Annotated in this window: 13 protein-coding genes and 1 pseudogene; 2 read left to right on the forward strand and 12 right to left on the reverse strand. The window is 69.7% G+C overall.

Annotated elements, in window-relative coordinates:
• Positions 1 to 164 precede the first annotated feature (164 nt).
• Complete coding sequence (locus tag ACQPZO_RS11880) at positions 165 to 4,289, forward strand: S8 family peptidase (protein WP_433349674.1); 4,125 nt, start codon at positions 165 to 167, stop codon at positions 4,287 to 4,289.
• 214 nt (positions 4,290 to 4,503) lie between these two features.
• Here ACQPZO_RS11880 and ACQPZO_RS11885 read toward each other — a convergent pair.
• From ACQPZO_RS11885 to ACQPZO_RS11900, 4 genes and pseudogenes are all read right to left on the reverse strand, one after another.
• Positions 4,504 to 5,085 (reverse strand): annotated as a pseudogene (locus ACQPZO_RS11885) (transposase); the annotation flags it as partial.
• 139 nt (positions 5,086 to 5,224) lie between these two features.
• Positions 5,225 to 5,629 (reverse strand): hypothetical protein, encoded by a 405-nt coding sequence (locus ACQPZO_RS11890; protein WP_433351409.1) that lies wholly within the window; start codon positions 5,627 to 5,629, stop codon positions 5,225 to 5,227.
• Between the two features lie 643 nt (positions 5,630 to 6,272).
• On the reverse strand, positions 6,273 to 7,478 hold the full coding sequence (locus tag ACQPZO_RS11895) for an MFS transporter (protein WP_433349676.1): 1,206 nt from the start codon (positions 7,476 to 7,478) through the stop codon (positions 6,273 to 6,275).
• Positions 7,475 to 8,359 (reverse strand): NAD(P)-dependent oxidoreductase, encoded by an 885-nt coding sequence (locus ACQPZO_RS11900; protein WP_433349678.1) that lies wholly within the window; start codon positions 8,357 to 8,359, stop codon positions 7,475 to 7,477. The genes ACQPZO_RS11895 and ACQPZO_RS11900 overlap by 4 nt, the downstream gene beginning before the upstream one ends.
• An 84-nt stretch (positions 8,360 to 8,443) precedes the next feature.
• Here ACQPZO_RS11900 and ACQPZO_RS11905 point away from each other — a divergent pair, with 84 nt between their 5' ends.
• Positions 8,444 to 9,052, forward strand: coding sequence for a CGNR zinc finger domain-containing protein (locus ACQPZO_RS11905; protein ID WP_433349680.1), 609 nt, complete (start codon positions 8,444 to 8,446; stop codon positions 9,050 to 9,052).
• 1,057 nt (positions 9,053 to 10,109) lie between these two features.
• Here the strand turns inward: ACQPZO_RS11905 and ACQPZO_RS11910 are convergent.
• From ACQPZO_RS11910 to ACQPZO_RS11945, 8 genes are all read right to left on the reverse strand, one after another.
• Complete coding sequence (locus tag ACQPZO_RS11910) at positions 10,110 to 12,455, reverse strand: chitinase C-terminal domain-containing protein (RefSeq protein ID WP_433349682.1); 2,346 nt, start codon at positions 12,453 to 12,455, stop codon at positions 10,110 to 10,112.
• Between the two features lie 282 nt (positions 12,456 to 12,737).
• Complete coding sequence (locus ACQPZO_RS11915; protein WP_433349684.1) at positions 12,738 to 14,489, reverse strand: DnaJ C-terminal domain-containing protein; 1,752 nt, start codon at positions 14,487 to 14,489, stop codon at positions 12,738 to 12,740.
• A 50-nt stretch (positions 14,490 to 14,539) separates the two neighbouring features.
• Complete coding sequence (locus ACQPZO_RS11920) at positions 14,540 to 14,944, reverse strand: hypothetical protein (protein WP_433349686.1); 405 nt, start codon at positions 14,942 to 14,944, stop codon at positions 14,540 to 14,542.
• Between the two features lie 440 nt (positions 14,945 to 15,384).
• Positions 15,385 to 17,220: a hypothetical protein gene (locus tag ACQPZO_RS11925; protein ID WP_433349687.1), complete on the reverse strand. Its 1,836-nt coding sequence runs from the start codon at positions 17,218 to 17,220 to the stop codon at positions 15,385 to 15,387.
• Entirely contained in the window at positions 17,213 to 21,703 is a 4,491-nt protein-coding gene (locus tag ACQPZO_RS11930; RefSeq protein WP_433349689.1) for a DUF6603 domain-containing protein, read from the reverse strand. The genes ACQPZO_RS11925 and ACQPZO_RS11930 overlap by 8 nt, the downstream gene beginning before the upstream one ends.
• Positions 21,700 to 23,034, reverse strand: coding sequence for a ComEC/Rec2 family competence protein (locus ACQPZO_RS11935; protein WP_433349691.1), 1,335 nt, complete (start codon positions 23,032 to 23,034; stop codon positions 21,700 to 21,702). Before ACQPZO_RS11935 ends, ACQPZO_RS11930 begins: the two co-directional genes overlap by 4 nt.
• Before the next feature lie 54 nt (positions 23,035 to 23,088).
• Entirely contained in the window at positions 23,089 to 25,527 is a 2,439-nt protein-coding gene (locus ACQPZO_RS11940; protein ID WP_433349693.1) for a LamG domain-containing protein, read from the reverse strand.
• Entirely contained in the window at positions 25,524 to 25,715 is a 192-nt protein-coding gene (locus tag ACQPZO_RS11945) for a hypothetical protein (protein ID WP_433349695.1), read from the reverse strand. Before ACQPZO_RS11945 ends, ACQPZO_RS11940 begins: the two co-directional genes overlap by 4 nt.
• Between the last annotated feature and the right edge of the window lie 39 nt (positions 25,716 to 25,754).

Raw genomic sequence — 25,754 nt, forward strand, 5'->3', positions numbered from 1 at the left:
CGGCGCCCGTAACACCACATCAGACGGTTCCTCGAAGAAGCCGCACCCATACGCTGTCGGTGCTCTGAAACTGGTTCTGACCAGCCCGACGAGCTGGAGCTCTTCCTGCTAAAAGAACGTCGTCATGAGCAATTTGTCTCAAAAACCTGGGCTAGAGGAGCAACATGAGTAGTCGACATTGGCGGCGCCTAGTAGGTGCTGTCACAGTGGTGCTGGCGGTCGCCGCGGCAGCCCCCACCGGGCTGGCCGCGGCGGCCCCCGGCGCGGGTCTTACCGGTGCTGCGGTTCCAGCGACACCGCTGAACCCGGTCACCCTCGGCGGCGCTGCTGGGGCGGCGGTCACTCCGGTGGAGCTCGCCCAAGGTTCGCTCTCGGGTGCGACGAAGGTGACGCTGGTAACCGGTGACGTGGTGTCGTACCTGGCTGATCCTGCGGGTGGTGCCCCGCAGGTGCAGGTGACTCCTGCGCCGCGGGCGAACGGGCGCCTGGTGGCGTTCACGCAGGTGAAGGACGGGGACGCGTTCTACGTCATTCCGTCCGACACGCGGGGACTGTTGGGGTCGGACCGCCTGGACAAGAGCCTGTTCGATGTGGCGTACCTGGTGAATAACGGGTATGCCGACGACAAAGCCACCCAACTGCCCGTCATCGTGCAGTACCCCACGAGGACCTCCTCGGACGCGAGGGCGCTGTCCACCAAGGCCGACGCGCTGCCGGCGACGGCCAAGGTCACCGCACTGCCGGCGGCGCGTTCCGCTGCGGTGAAGGTGTCCAAGACCCAGGCCCGCGCGTTCTGGGCCGGTGTTGACGCGGTGAGCCCGACCTCGACCACGCTCGACGCGGGTGTGTCGAAGATCTGGCTGGACCACCGGACCAGGGCCACCCTCGATGTGAGCGTGCCGCAGATCGGCGCGCCCGGAGCGTGGCAGGCCGGCTACGACGGCACCGGGGTGAAGGTCGCGGTCCTCGACACCGGTATCGACGAGAGCCACCCGGACTTCGCCGGGAAGATCATCGAGGCCCGCAGCTTCGTCGAGGGTGAGACCGCTAGGGACGGGCACGGCCACGGCACGCACGTCGCCTCCACGATCGTGGGTTCCGGTGCGGCGTCGGGCGGCAAGTACAAGGGGGTCGCCCCGGGGGCGAAGCTGCTGATCGGCAAGGTTCTCGGCGACGCCGGTACCGGTTCGGACACGGAGATCATCGCCGGGATGCAGTGGGCCGCCGAGCAGGGCGCGAAGATCGTCAGCATCAGCGTCGGCGGCGCGTTCACCGACGGCACCGACCCGATGTCCCAGACGGTGAACGAGCTGTCCGCCCAGTACGGCATGCTGTTCGTGATCGCGGCGGGCAACAGTGGCCGCAGCGGCCCGCGCACGATCGAGGCGCCGGGTGTGGCCGACGGGGCGTTGACCGTCGCGGCGGTGACCAAGCAGGACGAGATGGCGGACTTCTCCAGCCGCGGTCCGCGGTTGGGCAACTTCGGTCTGAAGCCGGACATCGCCGCGCCTGGTGTGGACATCACCGCGGCGAAGGCCGACGGCACCGCCCTCGGCCCGGTCGTCGACGACAGCTACACCACCATCTCCGGTACCTCGATGGCCACCCCGCACGTCTCTGGCGCCGCCGCGATCCTCGCCCAGCAGCACCCGGACTGGTCCGGCCAGAAACTCAAGGCGGTGCTCACCAGCACGAGCAAGAACGACGGGTTCAGTTCCTATGAGCAGGGCGCCGGCCGGGTCGACATTGCCCGTGCCCGGGGCCAGATGGTTTACGCGACCAACAACGTCGACTTCGGCCGGGTCGTGTTCCCGTACAAGACCCCGGTGGGCAAGACCCTCACCTACGTCAACGACGGCGACGCACCGGTCACCCTGAACCTGACGAGCAGCCTCACGCCCAACGGCGGCGGGACCGCGCCCGCGGGGATGCTCACCCTCGACCGGGGCACCGTCACCGTCCCCGCGCACGGCAGCGCCGACGTGACGACGACGTTCGACGCCACCAAGGGTGGCGCGACCACCTGGTACGGCGGCGCGGTGGAGGCGATCGACGCGGCCGGTGCCGTTCGGGTGCGTACCGCGGTGGGCGCGTACAAGGAACCGAAGATGTCGAACATCACGACGCGCTGGGTCGACCCTGCCGCCGCCAACGACATCCAGTACTTCGGCATCCTGCTGCTGCGGCTCGACGAGGCGCCCGGCGTCGACAGCAAGTTCGTGTCGCTGCCGGCCAAGGAACACACCGGCCGGATCCCGGCTGGCACCTACGCCGTCGTGTCCGACGCGACCTGGCTCGGCGCGAACGGCCAGCTTAACTACGCAATGGTCGGAGAACCCACCGTCGTCGTCGACGGCGACACCACCGTCACCTTCGACCTGCGCAGGCTCAAGCGGGTACAGGTCACGACCCCGAAGAAGGCCGTCCCCTACGAGACGCTGGTCGGTGCCAAGGTCGTCTCGGAGAACGCGAAGTCCCTCATGCAGGACTTCTGGAAGGTTCCCTACGGCAACGACCACAACATGTGGACGCTGCCGTCGAAAAGCAAGGCCACGCTCGGCGACTTCACCTACTACAGCAAGTTTTTTCTCGGCCCCGACCCGGTCACCATGACAGTGCCCGGCCAGCGCGGCAGCAAACCGATCCGGCTGCACCCGATGTACTCGGCTATCCACACGGACAGCTACGGCCAGCCGGTGGCCATGCTTGACAAGCGGGGGTCGGTGCCGCTGGTTCACGCCGGACACGGGCTGCCGGAAGACTTCACGAACGTCGACGCGCGCGGCAAGCTTGTGCTGCTCGACCTGTCCGACATCTGTCCCGCGGATGCCGAGAAGAAATTCGGCTTCCCGTGCGAGACCGGTGGTCTGGACCGGGTGGAGAACGCCCAGCGGGCCGGCGCTCTCGGGGTACTCGGCTACGGTGAGGTCGGGCGGTCGTTCCTCGGTGGGCTCGGCCGCAACGGCTTCTACTTCGGCTGGGATCTCTACCCCATCCCGACGATGGGCCTGCTCGCGGACGAGGGCAGGATGCTCGCCGACCGGCTGTCGCGGCAGCCGGTCACGCTGGATGTCACCGCGTCGTCGACCACGCCATATGTCTACAACCTGTTCTACACCGACACCAGACGGTTGCCCTCCGCCGTCAACTACAGGCTCACCGACCGGCAGCTCTACGCGATCAAGAACCGCATGCACGGCGACGCACCCGGCGAGGCGGGTCTGGCGTGGACGCCGAACACGGACAGGGGCCTCATAATGCTGGGGGCGAGCCTGCCCCTTCGCGGCCAGAGCGCCGTTACCTCCTACTTCGGCCCGGTGGGCAGGGACCTCGGGTGGACCCGCGCGGCCGGGTATGTGTACGACACCGGTGGGCAGGCGTGGAGCGCCAGCACGAGCGATCGCTTCATCCGGGCGGGCAGCCGGGTCCAGGACTGGGGCGAGCAGCCGCTGGTGCCCGCGGTCCAGCGGGTCGACCCGAAGCAGACCCGGCACGGCCTGTACTTCTGCACGTCATGTCGGTCCGGGGACATGTTCAACCCCGCACACGTCCTCACCCGTGACGGCGAGGGCGGCGGACTCGCCCCCTACCGGTACAACGCGAACCAGCCGGAAATCACCAAGGTGCGCCTGTACAAGAAGGACGGCACCGAAGTCCCGCGCAAGGACGGGCAGTGGTTCTTCTTCCTCTCGGGTTTCCTGAACCCGTACTTCGACCTGCCGGCGGAGAAGGCCGAGTACCGGCTGGTCGAGCGCTTCGAGACACCCCTCGAGCAGCGCTACGCCCGCATCGTCGACACGACCCGCACGTTCACCTCGCAGCGGGGGACCGGGGGTATCGTCGGACCGCGCAACGTCGAACGCGGGCTGAACTGCTACTCGTGGTTCACCCACATCCGCAACGCCGACGGTACGTTGAGCCCGCCATCGCAGGAGAGTTGTCAGCCGAACAGGGAGTTGTACCTCGGGTACGACTTCGACCTGGATCTGGACAACACCCTGCCGGCGGAGAGCAAGCAGAAGTTCACCGTGAACGGCTACTACAGCCCGTACCTGACGAAAGCCCCGAGGATGACGTCGCTGAAGCTGTGGATCTCCACTGACGACGGCGCGCACTGGACCGCCATCCGGACCAAGGCGGCCGGAAACGGCACCTTCACCGGCACGGTCACCCACCCCGCACTGTCCCAGACCACCGGTGCGGTGAGCATCAAGGCCGAGGCCACCGACTCCGAGGGCGGCACCGTCTCACAGGTCGTCCACCGCGCCTACGGCCTGCGCGCCAACTGACCACTTACCCGTGACAACTGACAACTGACCGAGCTTCACCAGAGCACGACTTACGTACCAGACGGGCGCCGGGGTGGGGAATGATCCTCTCCACCCCGGCGCCTTGTCGTCTGCGGGCAGCCCTCACCGGCTGTGACCGCCGTCATCCTTCCCGCGGTCGCGAGTTTCTCGCCGGTCGTTCCGGAACGTGTCAAGGGATTGAGGCCAGCGGGAGTTAAGCGGCCTGTGGTTCCGGCTCGGGTTTGTTGATCCAGACTTGGTCGGGGAGGTCGAGGATCTTGGGCAGGAGTCGGGTCGTGCTGAACCGTTGCGGGTGCGTCGCGCGGGCCGCGGCCAGGGTGTCTTTCCGGTTCGCGCGGACCGTGTGGTGGCGGCCGTAGTGGACCTCGGCCGGGGTGTGCAGGCCGATACCGGAGTGCCGGTGGGCGTGGTTGTACCAGGTGACGAAGTCGGTCATGAACGCTCGCGCGTCGGCGAGGGACGCGAACCGGTCCGGAAAGATCGGCGTGTACTTCAACGTTCTGAACCAGGCCTCGCTGTACGGATTGTCGTTGGACACCCTCGGCCGCGAGTGTGACCTGGTCACGGTCAGGTCTTCGAGGAGGTCGGCGACCGATTTCGAGGTCATCGAGGTGCCCCGGTCGGCGTGGACCACGTGCGGGACGCCGTGGACGTCGAACACCTGGCGGATCATGGCCTCCGCGAGGGGCCCAGACTCGCGGGCGTGCACCCGCGCCCCGACGATGTAGCGGGAGAAGATGTCGATCATCACGTAGGCGTCGAAACAGGTGCCTTGGCCGCCGGCCTCCGCAGCAGCGGGGCCGTCGGGCTCGGCCGGCGCCGGTCCCGATCGGCGCTGGCCCGCGCGATCCCGGTCACCCGCGCCGCGTCCCGGGTCGTGGTCCCCGCCCCGGGCAACGCCTGGTAGGCGTCCATCAGCGTCTGCCGAGCCCGAACACGTCCGGACCGTCCGGCTCGCTCCTGGAGATGTCCTCCAAGAGCTCGCGCGCTTTTCCCATGACCTGCAACGCCGTCTCCGTGCGCGCCAACCGGCTCTGCGTGCGTTCCAACTCGCGCCGCAACCGGGCGATCTCAGCCTGCTCAGCCGACGGCCGCCCGACCGTTTCCCCAGCCGGTTTGCCCTGCAACAACCCAGCATCCCGAGCCCGGCGCCACTCCGACATCAACGACGAGTACAAGCCCTCCCGACGCAGGAACGCCCCGCCCTCACCCGCGGCGACGGCCTGCTCATACCCGGCCAGCAACTCCAGTTTCTGGCCCGGTGTGAACGACCGACGCGCTCGCGGCCCGTCCGAACGAGGACCTCTCTTGCGACTCATGACCCCATCCCGGGCCGCCACCACGTCAACAGCAGTATTCAACGCTTCTCGATCCTGAACTCGCCCTGTCAGACGGACTTGCTACGAGCCGCTGGCCTCAACTCACCCTGACAGACAGGGGGCCGCCCACCGCGACCCGCCCCAGCAGCACTGGCACGACGAACCACGTGAGCAGCGAGTTGACCAGACCGCCGACGCCGAGGAGCAGCACCTCGCCTGTCGAGAGCCCCGCGATCGTCAGGGGTGGCGCGTCGGAGAACTGGTCAGCCCGCCCACCAGCGCGCCCGACGTCGGACCGACCAGCACGGCCCACGCCACGCGGCCCAACTCCCCGCCGCTGACTCCCTCACCGCGCGAGACTTCGGATGCCCACGGCCTGCACCCTACCGAGTTGAACATGGCGCACAAGATCAGCGACAGACCCCCGCATTCACTGGCTGCCGACATCCGACTGAGCGATGAATCGTGCGCGTGCGGGCCAGCAGCACCTGGTAGTCGTTCAGCGCCCGGCTTCTCATGGTCGCTCGCCGCCGTGCCCACGACAGGGTGATGCGGTGTCGTGACCCCGACGACGCACCGCTGCACCGCGGAACACATGGCGGTCGAGCAGAACTTCACGGAGCCACGACAATTCCGCCTCACCTCAGACGTTCCGTGGCCCTCGGGGGAACGCCTTGACCTGGGTCAGCACGACGACGATCGCCAGGACCGCCAACGCGACCGCCGCCCACGCTAGCGCCGGGGCCGGTGCGGCGGTGGCGAGGATCATGCCGCCGAGCAGTCCGCCGCCGGCGACTGCGGTGTTGAACACGGTTACGAACACCGATTGCGCCGCATCGGTGTGCTCACCGGCCCGGTCCGCCAGAGCGGTCTGCAACAGCGCGGGCGCGCCGCCGAAGCTGAACCCCCACACCGCCACCGCGACAGCGATCAGAATCGCGCCGGGTGCCGGGGTCGCCAGGCCCAGGCTCGCGATCGCCATCATCGTCAGCACGCCAAGGACGGTGGCGCGCAGGCCGCGGTCGATGACGACGCCGGTGGCGGTGATTCCGAGGAAGGAAGCGATGCCGAAGATCGCCAGGCCGACGTCCAGGCGCAGCCCGGTCGGTGTGAGCAGCGGGGCAATGTAGGTGTAGAGGATGTTGTGCGCGAGTACCCACACCAGCGCCACGACCAAGATCGCTCGGGTGCCGGGCAGCAACACGACCCGCCGCAGCGGCAGGTGCGCGGCCGGGGCCTGTCCGGACACGTCGGGCACGGCCACGGCGATCCAGGCGGCGAGGAGGGCGGCTGCCGCGGATATGGCGACGAACACCCACCGCCAGTCGATGAGGGAACCGGCGAGTACGCCAAGTGGCACCCCGCAGGCCAGGGCGATGGGTTGTCCGATCCCGGTGACTGTCAGTGCACGGCCCTGCAAGGCAGGGGCGACCAGGTGGCGGGCGTACCCGGCCAGTACGCCCCAGATCAGCGCGGCGGCAGCCCCGGCGATGAACCGAGCGACGAGGATTAACGGGTACCACGGGGCGATCGCGGTGACGGTGTTGAACACCAGTAGCCCGAGCACCGCCGCCAGAAGGACTTTCTTCCGGCTGACCGCGCGGGTCGCGGCGACCAGCGGGATGGCTGCGACCACGGAACCGATCGCGTAGAGGGTGACGAGTTGCCCGGCGGCGGACTCCGAGATACCGAGCTCGGTCGCGAGCTGAGGCAGCAGCCCGGCGGGGATGGTCTCGGTGAAGATCGCCAGGAAGCCAGCCGCCGCCAGTGCCAGCAGCGCACCCCACGGCAGACGACAATTTTCTGGTCTCTGGGTGGTGATCGTGCCGGCGGTCGATGCGCTGGTCATCGGGTCGCCTCGGCGTCGCGGTGGCGCTGCACCTCGGCGAGCGAGGCCCAGTCCCGCTGCCCGTGTCCGGCGCCGATCGCCTCGGTCAGCAGGGCCGAGAGCAGGTCGCCCACTGGCAGGTGCAGTCCCGTGGCCGCGGCTTGAGCGCGAGCGAGATCGACGTCCTTGCGGCCCAGCACCGGGGTGAACCCGGCCGGCTCGTACCGGGAGGCGGCGATGAGGTTGCCGTAGCGGGTGTAGACCGGGCCGGGGGTGATCGTGGAGGTGAACAGCTCCACGAGCACTGCGGCGTCGATCCCGCCGCGCTCGCCCACCGCGACGGCTTCGGACATCGTCTGGATCGCCGAGGCGATCAGCAGCTGCCCGGCGACCTTCACCACGTTTGCCTGCCGAGGCTCGGTGCCCACCGGCCACACCTTCGCGCTCACTGCCTCCAGCAGCGGGCGCACACGGTGCACGGGTTCGGGGTCGCCGGCGGTGACGATGTTGAGCTTGCCGGCCTCGGCGACCGGGACGCCGCCGAACATCGGCGCCGCCACATACCCGACACCGTGCTCGGCGTGTACGGTGTCGGCCTCCTCGGCGAGGGCGGGGCTGATCGTCGCGAGATTCACATGCACCGCCCCCTCACGAGCAGCCATCAGGGCGCCACTGTCCAGGAACATCTCACGCACCGCCGCGTCATCGGCCAGCACCGACAGCACCACGCCCGAGGCGAACACCTCGGTCGGTTCCTGGACCTCGGTAGCGCCAAGCTCTACGAGCGGCGCGATCCGCGAACGGTTCCGATTCCACACCGCGACCTCGAACCCTGCCTTCAGCAGGTTCCGCGCGATCGGGGCCCCCATCGCTCCTGTACCCACCACGGTTACCTCAGCCATCACACACACCTTCCACGTGGAACCGTCTAAGACGGTTCCAACGTTACACCGGCGAGGATGGGTAGAACCATCTAGACTGGTTCCATGGGTGACGTGACGGTCGAGTTGACCGAGACGAGCGTGGCCGAGGCCCCGCCTTTCCGGCTGGACAACGAACAGATCGCCTTCCGCTTCACCGCGACCCTCAGCGACCGCAGCGGTACCCCGGTCGACCGCCTGCCCACCCCCAGACGTTTAGACGACTGGCTCGCCGCGAACGACCTGAGCCTCGGGTCCGCCGACGCCACGGACGCTGACCTAGACCTCGCCCGCCGGCTCCGCGAGGCCATCCATCGCACCGGCACCGCTACCGTCACCAACACCACCCCCGACGACGCGGACCTCGACCTCATCAACACCCTCGCCCGAGACAGCCAGACATTCCCCGAACTCAGCAAGACCCGGCTGCGCTGGCGCACCCGGTCGAAGCATCCGGTCCACGCCGCACTCGGCCTCATCGCCCAGGACGCGATCATTGCCCTCGGCGGGAATCAGCGCGGCCAGGCCAAGGCGTGCGAGCACCCGGACTGCGGTGGTCTCTACCTCGACACCAGTCGGGGTCAGAACCGCCGGTGGTGCTCGATGAACACGTGCGGCAACCGCGCCAAAAAAGCCAAGTTCCGGCACCAGACCGTCACGAAGTCTCCGATGTGATCCTTGCGAGGTCGGTGCGCCGTGGGCTCGGCTTAGAGGACGTCTGATTCGAGTAGTTCGTCGGTTATGTGGGGGCGACGACCCCACCTGTACGCCCTCATCGGCGAGTGTGGCGTCGAACGATGCGGCGTACTTGGTGTCGCGGTCGCGGATCATGAACCGGAAGCCGCTGGTCCGTTCGCCGAGGTCCATGAGCAGGTTGCGGGCCTGCTGGGTCACCCATGCCTGGGTCGGGTGGTCGGTTACGCCGAGCAGGTGGACCCGGCGGGTGGCGATCTCCATGACGACCAGCACGTACAGGCGGCGTAGCCACACGGTGTCGACGTGGAAGAAGTCGGCGGCCAGCAGGCATGTGGCCTGGGTGCCGCAGAAACCTCCGCCAGGAGTCGGTTTCCCGGGGTGCGGGGCCGAGGCGGCCACGGGCCAGGATTCGGCGGATGGTGCCGAGGCCGACGCGGTGGCCCAGTCCGAGCAGCTCGCCCTGGATTCTCTTGTGGCCCCAGCGGGGGTTGTCCAGGGCTATCTGGCGGATGAGTTCGCGGATCTCGTCGCTGACGGGTGGTCGGCCAACGCGGTGGGGGGTAGGTCCAGTGGCGTTGGACCAGCCGGCGGTGCCAGGCGAGCAGGGTCGCCGGGGTCACGATCCGGTGAGCGCGGACCGCGCGGGGCAGCCGCCGGGACAGCGCGGACAGGATCGCCCGGTCTGGCCAGGACAGGTGCGGTCGGCCGTGGACCTGACGGCGCAGCACCGCGACCTCATGGCGAAGAGCCAGCAGTTCCGCGAGCACGACCCTGTCGCTCCGGGCCGCGTAGCAGGGCGTCGAACATGCGAATCGTGACCAGATAGATCAGCGCGAACACCATGACCACGACGGTGCCTCAAGCTCACAGAGCCCAGCTCACCGCAGGCGCGACAGGTATTGGCACCGTACAGGGTGGCGCGGCGCGGCTGTGCCTGACCAGCGCGACCGGCAGGAGTGAGTGAAAGGCGGGTGCCCCAGGGAGGCACCCGCCTTCGCATCAGCCCTGACTCTGCTGGATCAGGAGCGCTCCTCGGTCAGCAGGGGCCCTGCGACTCCCAGGGGCCCCACTGCCCGCTGTTGGCCGGGTTGTCGCCCTGCGTCCACCACTTGGCCCGGTAGCGGTTTCCCTCGTGCGAGACCTGCTGGCCGCCGGTGTAGACGGTCGTCGGGTTCCACGTCGGGGCGGAGCAGGTGCCGGAGGTGGGGGACGTCGATACCGTGGGCGACGCGGATGCCGTGGGCGACGGAGTGACCGCGCCGCGGGCGTGGTCGGCCGTCAGGGCGTAGGTCTGGCCGCCGAAGCTGAGCGTGAAGTTCGATGGGCCGGCGATCGGCAGGCTGTAGTTGAGGGTGACCTCGGTGAACGAGCCTGGTGCGATGGCCGACGGCACGTTGAGCCGTACCCGGTGGAAGTCGCCCTTCAGTCCGCCGACGTTGCTGCCGGTGTGGCCGGTGGACACCACGGACAGCGCCCACCCGGACTGCTGTCCGAGCGTGCCGGGTGCGGAGGTGGGGTAGTCGAACTCGAGCTGGGCGCCGGCGGGGATGGTGGCACCCGAGTTGTTGGTCAGGCGCAGTTCGGGGTTGATCGGATAGTTGTTGTCGCCGAGCGCGAAGCCGCCCATTGTCGCCGCGACGTTCAGCGTCTGGGTCGGCATGGCGATCTTTGCCTTCCGCTCCCCGTACGGGCTGGCGGTCTGGAACTTGTCGTAGACCAGGTTGGTCATGGTGTTGCCCATGTAGTATTCGCCGCGCTGAGCGTTCCACGCGTAGTCGCCGGCCAGCTCCCAGATCATGATGCCGCCGAGGCCCTTGGCCGCGACGTAGTCCGCCTTCGCGGCGATCGACTGCTCGTCCTCCGTGGACAGGAAGACCTGCTTCTGGGAGTTCCACAGCCACGGCGCGACCAGGCTGGACGAGTAGTGGCGGGTGTAGCTGCCGGTCAGCACGTCGGTCGGGTCGGTCTGCGGGGTCAGCCCGTACGCCTCCAGGTAGCTGCCGCTGCGCCCGTCCTGGAGGTTCTTCGCGTGCCACATCGGGTTGGCTCCGCCCGCCACCTCGGCACCGTTCTCCAAGTCGTGCCAGACGTTGTCGATGCCGATCGCGCCGTTGCCGCACGGGGTGGTCGATCCGACCGAACCTCCTGTTCCGGCGGGACACTTGGTCTGGTCTGGCAGCGCGGCCCGGCCCCACAGTCCGTTGCTGCCGCCGGTCACGCCCCGCCAGCCGCGCGTGTAGTACGGCACGCCGATGTTGATCCGGCCGGACTGCATCGCGCCCCGGAAGTAGTGGTACGCCCAGTCGGTGTTGAGGTATCCGATGTTCTGGTACGCCCCGTACACGCCGCCGGCGGCGAGTTCGGCGTCCTGCCCGTCGTCGTAGAGGGCGGCGTTCGGGCCGACGAAGTGGTTCCAGGCCCCGTGCAGGTCGTAGCTCATGATGTTGACGTAGTCCAGGTACTGCAACGTCTGGAACGACTCCATGCCGCGCAGCAGCCAGCCGGAGGCGGGCGCGGCGACGGTGACCATGTAGTACTTGCCGTCGGCCGCTGCGGCGGCGTCGAGCTTCTCGCGCAGGGTCCGCATGAGCACCTGGTAGGAGGCGTTCAGGCCGGCCCGTTTGGCGTCGGCCTGGGCGAAGTCCAGCGGGTGGCCGGCCTTGTTGTTCGACGTCGGGTACTCGTAGTCGATGTCCACGCCGTCGAGGCCGTACGTGCGCAGGAAGGTGACCACCGAGTCGGCGAACGTGTTGATGCCGGCGGTGTTGACGGTGTTGCTGCCGGTCGTGGTCATCCGGTAGAAGCCCCCGGAGTCGATCCGGGTGCCGTTGGCCTCGATGTAGCCGCCGGTCTCGGCCCAGCCGCCCACGCTGACCAGCGTCTTCACCTGCGGGTGCTGCTTCTTGAACTTGTTGAGCAGGTTGAAGTGGCCGGTGTAGGAGTACGCCGGATCCATCTCCGCGCCGGACACACCGGGCCAGGTCATGTTGGTGGCCGGGTTGTTGGGCGCGGTGGGCGAACCGATGGAGATCTTGTTCGCCGGGTCAACGTGGGCGAACGCGTAGTTGATGTGAGTGACCTTGTCCCACGGGATCTGGTTCGCCAGGTACGCCGGTGCGCCGTTCTTGCCAGTGCGCCAGCTGGTGAAGTAGCCGATGATCCGTCGCTTGTGGTCGGCACCCATGACCTCGCGGCCATCCGTGTCGTAGACGTCGCAGTAGGGCGTGGTGACGCCGGGCGTCTGGTAGAGCCCGTCCGGTCGGCACTGCGCGTGGTCCACCGCGGCGGAACTCGCCTGACCTGCCAGTGCCACGACCGCCGGCACCATCAGCAGGCTGGCGGCGGCCGTGGTGATGAGATGCGTTAGTCGCCTCCGTCGCATGGGGATGCCCCTCCAATATTCAGTAAAGAAAGTTAACAATAATGCAGCAGAATATATGCCGACATCGATGTCGGCGCAAGGGGTGGGTCTGTCGCGTTGGCCGAAAGCATGATCGAATTCAGATTGCCTGGTGTGGTCTGCTTGGCCGGTGTGGTCGTCGTCCCGTGCCCGGTCCTGGTCCCCGCCGACGTCGTCGGGCTCTACCGCGATCCGCCCGAACGGGCCGTAGTGCTCTGTGTGGACGAGAGGAGCCAGATCCAGGCGAATTTCCGGCGCAGGATACTAGCGCAGCGTGACGTAGAGGTCGCCGCGCCCGGGGTCGGTCGGCCTGATGTGCGGCACGCCCTGGCCCGGCACCCGGATCTTGGTGCCGGGGTGCGCGCGGGGGGGCACCAGAACCCGGAACGTCGCGCCGTCGAGCCCGACGATTGGCAGGATGCCGCCCGTTGCGAGGTCGACGGACGAGCCGTCTAGGGTGCAGTGCAGGTCGTCGCCGATACGAGTGAACCGATCGTGTGGCAGTTCGTGGATTTCGATGTACAGGTCGCCGCGGGTTCCCCCGTATCGTCCCACCTCGGCCTGTTGTACCAGCCGGATCCGCATCCCGTCCGCGACGCCAGGCGGGATCTTGACGGTCATCTTCCGGAGGGTCCTCAGCAGCCCGCTGCCGCCGCAGCCGCGGCAGTCGAGCAGCGCCGGGAGCTCTCCCTCGCAGGTGCTGCACGTGACAGTGGTGTCCATCGTGATCGGCGCTTCGACGCCGAACACGATTTCCTCAAGGTTGAGGTCGAACCGGAGGATCGCGTCCGCCCCGCGGCTCTGCTGCAGCGCGGTGGTGGCGCCCTGCTCCGCGGCAGTCCGCCGGTCCGGCGGCATCTGCTCACGCGTGGCGCGTTGTACCAGCGCATGCACGCGGACCTCGCTGGCGTCGTCCGTGAGCGACACCAGGCTTAGCCGCTGCAGGCAGTGCAGCGCGTCGCGGGCGTCGGCTGCACCGACCTGCGGTCGCACGTGCCGGGACCGTCGCAACGATGCCAGGAACCCGGTGGAGCGCGGGGGCGATCCCTGGCCTTCGTCCAGGTACCGCAGCGCCGCCAGAGTGATGAAAATGTTGGTCGGCACACCGTTGGCGTCCAGGTGGCTGGCCAGCTCCAGCAGCGGCCGGGCCAGTCCGGCCGGGGTCATCGCGTTGGCCAGTTCGATCGACAGCGACCAGGTCGCGGCGACCGTCGTGTGGTGCCCGTCGGGCAGTGCCTGCGGCTCCGGCATGAGTTCGGCCAGCCGCCGTCGCCGGTCGGCGAACCGCTTGCGGTACTCACCGCAGGTCAGTCCCCGGTCCATGAGATACGCGGAGGCCTGGGCGAGGGCCAGCGGCAGGTAGCCCAGGTCGGCGGCGAGCCCTTCCACGTCTTCGGCAAGGTCAGCCCGGCCGGCCAGCTTGCCACGCAGGTATTTCTCGGCCTCGGCCGGCGTGAAGATGCCCACCTCGACCGGGATGCGGCCGGAGCCCAGCAGCGCTGCGTCCCGACGGCGGGTGGTGACGACGGTCCGGCCGTTCGGCGTCGACGGCGGCCATAGCCCGGTGAGGTCGCCCGGTTCGGTGAGGTCGTCCAGGACCACCAGCCAGCGTCGCCCGGTGTTGGCGAGCCAGGCCAGGAACTCCTCGGCGGCCCGTAGCGGGTCCTGATGGTCGGTCCCGCCGAGGTGGTTGCCCACAAGGGCGTAGGACGACAGGATGCCCGCCCGCGACGTGGCGGTCGTCCAGACGAGCAGGTCCACCGCACCGTCGGCCAACTCCCGCCGGGCGAAGTGGGCGGCGAGTTGAGTCTTGCCGACGCCACCGAGGCCCGACAGCACCTGGCACACGACAGCGGTGCTGCCCGGCGCGGTCGCCGCGTCCAGTGCGGTCGCCGCGTCCCGCGGCTGGAAGTGGTCGGCGACCGGCGGAATCGACCCTGACTGGTATGGCCAGTCGACCTGGTAGCGGCCGCCGACCGTGACCGGGCCGTAGAAGGTCCCGACCGCGCCGTACACGTCGCGTAGACGTAGGCCAGGCGGATCAGTGGTGCCGGCAGCCGTCGCCTCTACCCGGCTGCCGGCGGTGCTGGGGGGAGCTGTGTCCTTTGGTCGAAACTAACCGGTGCATGGAAAGAGCCGACCGCACCGTTAACCGTGTCCACGGTGATGTTCAACTGTGCGGCGCGGGCGGGGTCGGCCAAGGCGAGTAGTTCCCGAGCGGCCGTCAGGATCTGCTGGTCGGCGACCGCGCCACTGTCGTGTAGGTCTTGGCCGATGCGGGCCTGCCAAACCCCAGGCTCGGTCTCGTCGGCCGCCAGTTGCTCCAGGGCAGTGGCCCGGCCGGTGAACCGGCGCTGCAGTGACGCCTTCAACAACTGGTAACTGTCCTTGACAGCCTCGGTGGCGGTGCCGGACAGCCCGGCGCTCGCGCCGGCCGCGAGCGCCCCCACGATCACGTTGATCTCGTCCACCGGCGGGACACCTCCATCAGATTGGTGGCTGAACGGGGTCGCGGTCAGGCTACGGAGGTGAGGTGCTGGTGGACGGTGCCGCAGCTGACTCCAGGGATGCGGACGACGCTGGCGTAGCCGATGGCAACCATGGGGCCACTCTACGGTTCTTGCCCTTTCCTACACCACCAGCGCGGACCTGACCGCAGGGGACTCGGCGATGCGGGGAGCTCGGTGGCCCTGGTGGTGGCGTTGGCCGGTGGCGCGGGTGGCGAGCTCGGCCGGCAGCTGTGGGCAGCTCTCGGTGCTCTGGTAAGGCGATCCTTCGGGGCTGCTACACCGTCGAGCGACGTGCCCGAGTTCGCCGAAATGATCGAGCCGGCCCGGGCCGCGTAACACCCGCTCGCCGCTCGACCGGCAACCGGTCATGACGTTGCGGGTGCCCTTACTCGCCGTCGAGATCAGCCGCGCTGGAACGTCACCCGCTCGGCGGTCTCGGTGAGCTGCAGGGCCAGCTCGCCCGCGTCGAGATCCGCCGCGTCGACGCCGAGCGCCTCGGCGACTGCCGAGGCCAACGCCGCCACCGGTACGGTGCGCAGCGTTCCCAAGGGCAGCGGGCCGACCGGCGGCGGCGTGGGCTTGGCGCCGCCGGGGGTGCGCAGCGTCTTGCCGATCACACCGTCGGCCGGCTCTTCGACGGCCAGGTGCTGCCCCTCCGGCGGCTGGTGCAGGTCCAGCCGGGCCAGGTCACCGGTGAAGAGGCAGAGCAGGATGTCGGGCGCCAGCCGGGCGGTCCGCCACGGCGCCAGCGCCCGGGTGCCGCCAATGTCGGCGTAGGCGTCGATCAGCAGGCCCGGGTAACCGGGGACGATCGCTGAGCGGATCAGGGCCCCGGTGACCGTCGGATAGTCCAGGGGCAGCGGATCCGCCGCGTCCCGGTCGGCGTCGGCTGGGCCGAGCCGCCCGATGCTGGTCGCGCCGTCGACCAGGTGCCGTACCCAGCGCTGGTCCAGGCCGACGAAGCGGATGCTCTCCACCGGCAGCAGCCGCTCGTCGGGTAGCAGGTAGCCGAAGGGCACGCCCTCCAACCGGGCCAGGTTCCGCAACCAGGTGAGCAGGTTATCCGGCATGGTGGTGTCGGTGGCCGGCACGGCGAGCGGGTAGCTCGCCGGCACGGTCTGCTTGGCGTCCAGGTCACGCCGCCGACGCCAGGTGTAGAGGCTGGTGCTGACGTCGGTGCTGCGCAGCGCGAGCAGGCGGCCCAGCTGCCAGGCCGCGGCGTGGCTGACGTCGAACATGCCGACCTCGGGGTGCAGCCGCAGCAGCGCGTCGGCGGTCCGCTCCGGGGCGACCGGGCCGCCGTCCGTCGCACCGGTGGTCAGCGGCCCCCGGTACCAGCCGATGCTCCGGCCGCCCTGGCGCAGCCGGTGCCGCAGCGGCACCAACCCCCGACTCAGGAAGCGGTCGCTGACCGGCTCGCCGACCTCGGGTAGCCGGAGCTCATCGTCGTCCGCCGCCAAGTCGCGGACCAGCGCGGGGAACGAGTGGTCCGCGCTGACGCAGGCGAACCGCCAGTTGGCCAGGCTGATCACCGGCACGGTCGGCACGCCGGTCGGGCCCCGCCCCGGATGCGGCAGGTCGAGTGCGGCGCCGGAGCCGTCGGCGCGGAACCGCTGCTCCAGCGAGACCAGGTGAACGGTGCTGCTCGCGCCGGCTGCCGGCAGTCGGTTGCCGACGACCACCGCCGCGTCGGCGTCCGCCGAGGCTCCGGTGCCGCCGCGTACGTGCGCGAGCAGGCGTAGTTCGGTGTACGACGGCAGCAGCTCGGTCAGCAGGGCGACTGGTACGTCGATGACGGTGACCGGGTCACCGGCCGAGTCGTGCCGCTCCCGGGCGGTCGCCGCTGCGGGCAGTGCGCCCTCGTCGGCGAGCGCGCCCAGCGTGGTGGTACGCGGCACCGGCTTCTCCGCCTCGTCGAAGAGGAGTAGGGCGAGCCACGGCGGTCGGTCCGCGCCACCACCGCCCGGATCGCGTTCCCAGGGCAGGGTCGGCCGGTCCAGCACGACGTGCGGCAGCACGTTGCCGTGGTCGCCGAGACTGCCGTCGGGCGGGAAGACCGCGCGGATCGCGGTCGGTGGCAGCGTGAACCGGTCACCGCCGACGCTGAACCGTCTGCTGCTGCGGAACGACTCGGTCGCCGCCCCGACGGTGACCTCCTGGGCCAGGGTGATCTGGTAGTCACCGGCCTCCAGCAGCGGTCGACGGTGCGCGGTGAACGTGACGGTCGAGTCAGACATGAGCGGCCACCCTGGGGATCTCGTGGTACTGGCTGGTGTCGAAGCCGGTCAGGTCGACCGTCGCGTCGGGCAGCAGGGCCGCCAGGACGCCCGCCCGGGCAGCGGCCACGGCCGGCGTACCCAGGCTGCCGGTGATCAGCTTCGCGCGTTCGGCGTCGGTGCCGGTCTCGTCGGGTACGTCTGCCGGTGGGGCGAGCCGGATCGCGTCGGTGATCTCGAACAGCGCGGTGTCGGCCTGGAGCGCGGCCCGGTCCAGCCAGGCCGGTGCGGGGCCGGCCGCCAGTCGCGGCGTGATGGTGTAACCGGTGAGCAGCCCCGGCAGCAGCGCCGGGTCGGTGGCCGACGGGGTGAGCCGCCCGCCCCAGAGCGCGGACGGCAGGCTCTTGACCACGGGTGCGTAGTCGAAACGGTCCTCCACGCCGCCGTTCTGGCCGTCCCGGGTGATGGTGATCCGGTGGATCGCGGCGGCCCCGCCGGTGGCCACGCCCATCGGCCCGACCCCGAACCGAGTGCTGGCCGGGCCGGTCTCCAGGGCACGCTCGGCCGACCCGCTGCCGCAGACCGACCGGCTGGCCGGCACGGTGCTGTCGGTGGTCAACACGAGCGTCGAGGCGTCGACCAGACCCAGGTCGTCGGCGGGCGCGTCCGGCGCGGCCCGGTGGCTGTCCGCCCGCAGCGCGACGCTCACCACCTCGTCCGCCGTGGGCAGCAGGGTGGCGCTGAAACTGCTCCAGGTCAACGGCTTCGGGCCGCCGCCCCGGCCGGCGCCGAACGAGACGCGGATCGACGTGACGTGCAGGTCGATCTTCGCGGTGCCGCCGAAGTCCGGGCCCCACAGCTCGACGTCGGTGCCGACGTGTACGTCGATGGTGTGCGTGCCGAAGAAGTGGTACGTGTACGACGCGCCGATGCCGACGTGCAGCGAGGCCTCGTAGTGGTAGGGCTGCCAGGAGATCAGGAAGTCCATCGAGGCGTCGAACCAGGCCCGCAGCGACCCGTCCTGCCAGACGGCGCTGAGCCCGCCGCCGGCCATCAGGGCGCCCGGGGTGAGCGCGTAGTACGCCGCCCCGGACATGCTGAACTGCGGCGACACCTGCCAGTTGAAGCCGATTCTCGGCACGCTCGGATAGTGCGCCGGAACCGGGAAGTGCGGATGGTAGCCGCCTGCGGTCAGCACGAAGTCGCCGTCGTGCTCGCCGGCGAACCAGGTCGAGAAGGCGATCCCGCCGGTCAGCTGGCAGTCCCGGGAGAGCAGGTACGAGTTCCGGGTCAACTGGGCGAGCACGGTCAGGTAGCCGTCGGAGGGTACGAGGCTGGCCCGCAGCGCCAACTGCACCTCGGCGATCGGGGTGACCGCCCCGGCGGTGACGTCGCGCGCCGGCAGGGTCAGCGTCGAGAGCCCGAGCACGTCGAGTTCGAAGCGGTGCCCGAACGTCGCCGCGACCAGCACAAACGAGTCGACCATCTCGAACGAGGTGAAGTGCACCCCGGCGGTGAGCAGGATGTCGCCGACCGACGGCGGCAGCCACTGGGCGAGCGCGCGCAACTCGTCGCCGAGCGTCGTGCCCGGCGTACGGGCCCCGGTGGCCTCGGCGACCAGCGGGAACGAGGCGACGTCGTCGACCGGGGGCAGGACCAGCCGCCGGTTGTAGCCGAATCCGGCGGCTATGCCGCGTACGTGGAAGAACGGCGGCCCGCCGATCGGGTAGTCCAGCCACGCGTAGACGAAGACCGACGGTCCCGCCGGCAGCTGCGCGTACGACCCGATCGCGGCGAGCGACAACGGACCGTTGCGCAGCTGGGCCATACCGCCGTACGCCGGATAGGTGACGCCCTCGTACACGATCTCGTTCTTGAGGAACGCGCCGGTGATGCTCACCGGCCCCTCGCTGTAGGAGAGGCCCATCCCGGCCAGGCCGAACGACGGCACCGCGACCGGGTCGGTCAGCGACACCCCAACCTCGAGGCCCTGCAGGGAGAGGGTGAGCCCGCCGACGCCGACCGACGCGTCGAGCAACAGGGCGAGGCGCGGATCCTCGCTGCCGTCGGAGCGGAACGCGAGCCCGACCCGGGCCAGTTGGACCGGGCCGAACGCGCGCTGCACCGGGAGCCAGGCGGTGTCGTCGCCGGTCGTGGTCTGGTTGGCCGGGGTGGGCACCGGCCCGGCCGGTGGCTTGGCCGTCCCGGGCGCGCCGGTGACCGGCAGCGCCACCGGCTGGGCGAGCGGCCCCAGGCGCAGGGTGCCGTCGACGGTGAACCCAGTCGGCAGCCCGGCGGCGGGCAGCGCGGGCACGGCCGCCGGCAGCAGCGCGTTCAACGCGGCGGTGTCGGTCGAGCCCAACGCCGCCGTCGCGGCGAGGATCCGCAGCAGGTCCAGACCGATCGTGGTGTCGCCGGAGAGGTGCTCGCCGACCACCGGCAGGTTGGCCAGATCGACCGTGAGCGTGAGATCCACCCCGAAGAGGTACGCCGTGCCGGTGCCGCCGACCGGTCGGATCAGCGCGAAGAGCAGGTGCCGGGGGTCGACGACGATCCCCTCCGGCAGGTACCCGGCCGCTGTCGGCGAGACGGCGCCGACCATGGCCCGCAGGTCCGGCACCGGATCGGTGTCGGCGTGCGCGTACGACGCGGCCAGCCGCTGGGCACTCGGATCGCTGGCGAGGTGCAGGTCGAGCTGCGGGTGGAATGTGCCACCGTCGACCGGTACGGCAAGCTCGATCAGCCCGTCGAAGGAGCGCTGCGCGGTGTCGACGGTGACGGTGATCGCCACGTCGGTGGTGTCGACCGGGAAGCGGGCCTGACCGGTGACGAAGAGCCGTCCGGCGCCGGTGGTGATGTCGACGCCGAGGTTCTGCACGGTCAGCCCGGCCAGCGGCGCCGGCAGGGCGAGGCCGCCGTACCGGCGGGCCAGCTCGTCGACCAGCCCGCCGATCGGGATGAGCTGCCCCGGGCCGGTCTGGCCGGAAAAACCCCACTGCCGCTGCGATGCGGAGTCGTACGTCGCCCGCACGGCGAGCGTGACCGTGTGGATGACGAGGGTGGCCTGGGCCTGGAAGGTCGTCTCGTCGGCCGTCCGCCGGACGGCGAAGAGGACGTCCACCAGGTCGATCCCGTCGGCGACCGGCCAGTCGCCGCCGAGCACGACCTCGCCGTCGAACGTCGTGCCCTGGCTGTCGGTCGGCAGCTCCGCGAAGGTGTGGAACTTGACCACGCTCAGATCCGGCAGGTGGGCTGGATCCGAGTGGGTGAAGTGCTGGTACACCTCGCGGATGCTCAGCGGCGGGTCGCCGTCGCGCAGCGAGCCGCCCAGCGTCCGGGTCGCCGGGTTGGCCACGAGTTCCAGCACACCGTGCTCGCCGATCCCGACCAGGCCGCTCAGCGTGACCGCCATCCGGGGGTCCGAGACAGGCGTGTCGACCCGCAGGTCCAGGTCGATCTGTTCCAGGGTGAGCAGGTCGTCGACGATGGTCCAGTCGGCCTCGGTCCAGACCGTCATGGTGATGTAGTCGATCTTTGCCGTACCGCCCGGGGTGAGGTGCAGGGTGACCGGGCCGAGGGTGATGTCCGGCCCGGCGTCGACGCCGAACGGCACCGGCACGTCCGACACCCCGGCGAGCCGGGCGATGTCGGCCAGTTCCAGCGGGCCGAGCGGGCTGAAGTCGGCGGTGAGACTGAGCGGGGCGCCCCACTGGCCGACCCGGGCCTCCACCAGCACCTGCCTGGTCCGGGCGGCGCCGTCCGGCCCGGTGGTGACCGGCAGCGCGCCGGTGACCAGCAGGTACGCCTCGACCTCGTGGTCGACCGTGTAGGTGTTCAGCCGGGGCTCGCCGATCACCTCGTACCGCAGGTCGGTCATGGTGACCAGGCCGAGGTCGAGGGTGTGCCCCTCGGCCCCGTACAGCAGGACCAGCGGCACCGTCGGCGTCTTCACATCGAGCGTGTCCGGCGCGAGTCGGACCATGGTGATCTCGCCGGTGACCGGGTGGCTCTGACCGGGGAAGAGGAGCGCGATCGCGGCCATCCCGGTGGTGACCCGCAGCGTTCCCTGGAACGTCATCGGCAGGTCCGCCGGCTCCGGTGCCGGGTCGGTCCCGACGGGGTCCAGACCAGCGGAGTCGAGCACCAGGCTGGGCGCGTCGAAGCGCAGGCCGCCGAGGAGTCCGTCGCGCAGCACCGGAAAGGCGTCGGCGAGGGACCAGGTCGGCCCGGCGGTCGCGGTGACGCTCACCCCGGTCACCGACTGCCCGGCCAGGGTGAAGCGCACGGTCACCGTCATCGTGCCGAACGGTGCTCCGTCTCCGGTGCCGGTGACGACGACCGCGCCGTCCCGGTCGGCCCGGGACGCTCCGGTGAGGGTCAGCCGACCGGTCGGCAGGAACCGACCGAGGTACGCCGCGACCCGTGGCGCGAGTTGGTCGACCGGTAGGTCGAGGCGACCGGCCGCGACGTCGGCGAGCAGCGTCTCCAATTCGTCCCTGGTCATGGCTTCTTCCAGACGATGTCGAGCTTCGACTCGTGCCACGGGTCGGAGGCCAGCGAGCCGGTGGTGTAGACCGGGGCGGTCAGCTTCTGCTTGGTCTGGGTGATCTCGTCCGCGCCGACGACCCAGTACCAGACCTCGTGTTCGGCGGCCGTGCCCGCGCCGAACTGGTCGGCGTACCCGTTCACGACCCGGCTGTCCGGCAGGTGGTGTTCCTTCACCCCGGTCTTCCCGGCGCTGATCACCGCCTGGCTGCGCGGCTTCACGAGGTCCATGAAGGCCTCGGACGACGAGGTGAGGTGGCTGCCGTGGTGGGCCACGTGCAGGACGTCGACGTTCGCCAGGTGCACCCTGTTCTTCGCGGCGTTGACGCTCTTGTCCATCAGGTACGTCTCGGTGGACTTGGTGGCGTCCCCGCAGAGCAGCAGCTTCTTGCCGAAGACCTCGACGAGGAGCACCACGCTGGCCCGGTTGGCCAGCTTCTCCGCGTCGTTGTCCTTGGTGTACTCCTTCTTCACCCCGCTCGCCAGGATGCTGATCTTGCAGCCGCTCTTCTCGTGGTGGATGACGAGCCGGCCCTCGCTGTCGAGATAGTTGAAGAGGTCCGCCGTCGCCACCTCGGTGGCCTCGGTGGCCGCGTCCTTCGTCGGCACCGGCACGTCGACGTACTTGGTCTCGTACTTGTTCCGCCTGGCCAGCGCGATGGCCCCGTCGATGACCGTGGCTCCGCCGGTCACCACCGTGTCCTTGTTGTAGGTCACCAGGTACTCGTAGCCGGTGTCGAGCTGCCACTTCTGCACCCAGGTCTGGGTGGATCGCCGGTACATGCCCAGGTCGGCGCTGTTGTAGATCCGGTCGACGTACGGCGACACCTTCTCCCGGGTCAGCACGTCGGCGAGCTTGTTGTTGTGGTCGTCGTCCGGATGGGTCAGCACGAGGATGTCGAGCTGCCGTTTCTTTCCGCCCGGAGCCGTCCCACCCAGGAACCGCTTGCCGAAGAGGCTGTACTGGGCGAACCTCTTCAACGTCGCGTCGGAGAGGCCGTCCGAGGCCAGTGACCCGCAGTCGACGAGGAGGGTCTTTCCGCCCGGCGTGGCCAGCGCGATGCAATCACCCTGGCCCATCTTCACCCAACGTGCATAGAAGTTGCCGTCACCGGGCTGCCCGGAGAGGTCGATCCCACCAGTCGCCGCCGTGGTGTACCGGGTGGTCAGCATGTCGATGTCCTCGACGACCGCGGTAGCGGCCGCGTCCAGCACGATCCTGGCTCTCTTCTTGGTCGAGCTGCGGTCCCCGGGAGCGGGCCCGGACGAGCTCCTGTCGCGTTTCGGCATCGAAATTCTTCTCCAGGCACGGGTGGGCGGGGTCGCGGACGGGCGACGGACGGGTCAGAAGGGGAAGCGCCGCGCGAGTTCGAGCAGTCGACGCAGCTCGGTCTCGCCGATGGCGGTCCCGCCGAGCCGCAGCGACGACAGCGAGGCGGTCCGGGCGAAGATGTCCCGGAGTTCATCGTTGCCGGTGTGCCCGTCCTTGAACATGAAGCCCTCGGGTCGGCCCTCGATCCGGTGCCAGAACTTGTTCGCGTGGTGAAACCGCAGGCTCGGGAAGGTCACCTGTCCCGCCGGCGTGTCCTGCTGGAACAGCTCCAGGTACACCTGCTTGCCGGTGGCCTGGTCCGGCCGCTCCAACCGGAGGTGCCCCTCCGCCCCGCTGGCCGCGACCCTGTCCACCTTCAGGGAGGTGAACGTCCCGAGCCGGGCGAAGATGTCGCTCAGGTCGTCGCGGTCCATCGGGCCCCACTTGAACATGAAGCCCTCGGGCCGGCCCTCGATCCGGTGCCAGAACTTGCTGGCGTGGTGGAACCGGATGCTCGGGTACGTGATCACGTTCTCCGCCGTCGGCGCCTGGTACAGCTCCAGGAAGACCTGCTTGCCGCCGGTGGAGTCCTCCCGGCGCAACTGCAGGTGCTCGGTGCTGGACTTCACCGTCAGCCGGAACGGTGCGGTCGTGGCACCGATCGCGACGTTGTTGCCGAGCGGGTTGATCGCCAGCGGAGACCCGCTGTGCGACTGGATCCACGAGTACGTCGAGTGGTAGCCGAGCCGCAGATTCGGCACGTTGGTCGGGCCGATGACCAGACTGCCACCGTTCGCGTCGGTGTACCGGTCGACGATCTGCAGCCGGGCCTCCGGCGTGCCGGTGCCGACGCCGACCCGGTTGCCGGTGAAGAGCAGCGGGGTGCGCTCCACGTCGACGCTGACGAAGCCGTCCTGGAAGCCCGGGATGTTGCGGTACGACAGCACCACCGGCGCGTGTCCGGGTGAGGCCAGCGCGTAGATCGGCCCGATGGCCAGCTCCAGCCAGCCCTCGGCGACGATCGAGGTGTCCGCCTTCGGGGTCAGCGTCCACATCGCCCGCTGGTCGTCGATGCTGCGTTCGACGTCCCAGCCGACGCCGGTCGCGCCGCTCAGCGTCACCTGGATCGAGTTGATCTGACCGGCGGTGGTCAGTGCCCAGTCCCGGGTCTCGTTCGCCAACTGCATGTCGAAGGAAAGGACCAGTGCCGACGCGCGCTCCTTGCCGATCGCGGCGGAGCCGGCAAGTGCGATCGGGACGGTACGGGAGACGTTGGCCACCCGCAGCCGCAGCGAACTCGTCCCGGCCCCGTCGCTGAGCACCCGGTCGCCGCCGACGAAGCCGATGTCGAGCGGGATGTCCGGCCGCCCCCGGTGGTTGACCACCTCCAGCGACTGCTGTCGGCTGCCGACGATCTCGCTGGTCTCGCCGGTATAGCCGAGCCGCTGGTAGGCCAGCTCGACCCGGGTGACCCGGGTGCCGTCGGCACCGTCGGCGCGCAGACCGGTCAGCGGCAGGTCGATCGAACTGCCGGCCGGGACGACCGCGTTCGCGGGGCCGAGCAGGTGCAGGACGGTACGGTCGCCGTTCGCGGCCAGCGTCCAACCCGCCGCGGCGACCGCGACCGGGCTGACCGTGGCGAGGGTACCGGCCCGCCAGGTCAGGGTCAGGTGCCGGTTGGTCACCGACACCGGGCCGTCGACCGGCCAGAGCGTGATGTCGTGGCGGGAGGAGTTGCTGATCCGCAGGGTGAGGGTCTGACTGGTGGCGGCGTCGTTGATGTAGAGCACCGGCTGCTCGTCGATGTTCGCCAGCTCGAAGTCGAGCGGGTGGCTGCGCACGAACGCGTTGACGGTCGACGCGTCGACGGCCATCAGGTCCCGTACGTCGGTGGGACTCAACGCGACGTCGTAGAGCCGGGCGGCGGCGATCGACATCGGCTGGTACTGGCTGGCGTTGTTCGGCACCCGGCCGATGACGAAGGTTCCGTCCGTCTGCTCCGGTGGCGGGACCGAGGCGTTCTCGTAGACGACCACGCCGTCCAGGTGGATCCGGAGCGTCGCGGTGTCCCGGGTCACCGCGAGGTGGTGCCAGGTGTCGAAGGTGAACACACCCTCGCTGGTGTTGTACCGCCGGCCGGTGCCGCCAGGCGTGTCGGTGATGATGTGGCCGAGGTAGTTCACGTGCAGCGCGCTGCCGCCGCGTCCCATGATGGTCGGCATTCCGGAGGCGGGCTTCGGCACGCGTACCCAGAGCGCCATCGTGTAGGTGGTGCAGCGGGGCAGCGTACCGGTGGAGACTGCCGCGTCGCCGACCCCGTCGAGGGCCACGACCGCCCCGAACTGGTCGTTCGGCGCGACCGTCGGGTTTCCCTCCACCCGGCCGTCGAACTGGTTGGGCGAGTAGTCGACGACGACCCCGCCTGGTGCGATGTCGTCGAGCTGCCAGAGGAGCAGCGGCTCCGGGCTCATGCCGACCGCGCCACGGAGAGCTCGGTGCGCTCGGCCCCGGCCGGGGCGGCCGGCGCCTGTACCTGCGGGCTGGCCTGCCGGCCGATCGTCTCGATCAGCTCGTAGACCCGGGCGTACGGCAACTGGCCGAGCGCCTCCAGGACGGTGTTGGTCTGGTTCAGGGAGAGGGTGAGGGTGATCTGGGGCATCGGATCGCTTTCTCGATGAGGGTGCGGCGAGGGTTGGTG

Source organism: Micromonospora sp. CA-111912, assembly GCF_050948415.1.
GTDB lineage: Bacteria > Actinomycetota > Actinomycetes > Mycobacteriales > Micromonosporaceae > Micromonospora.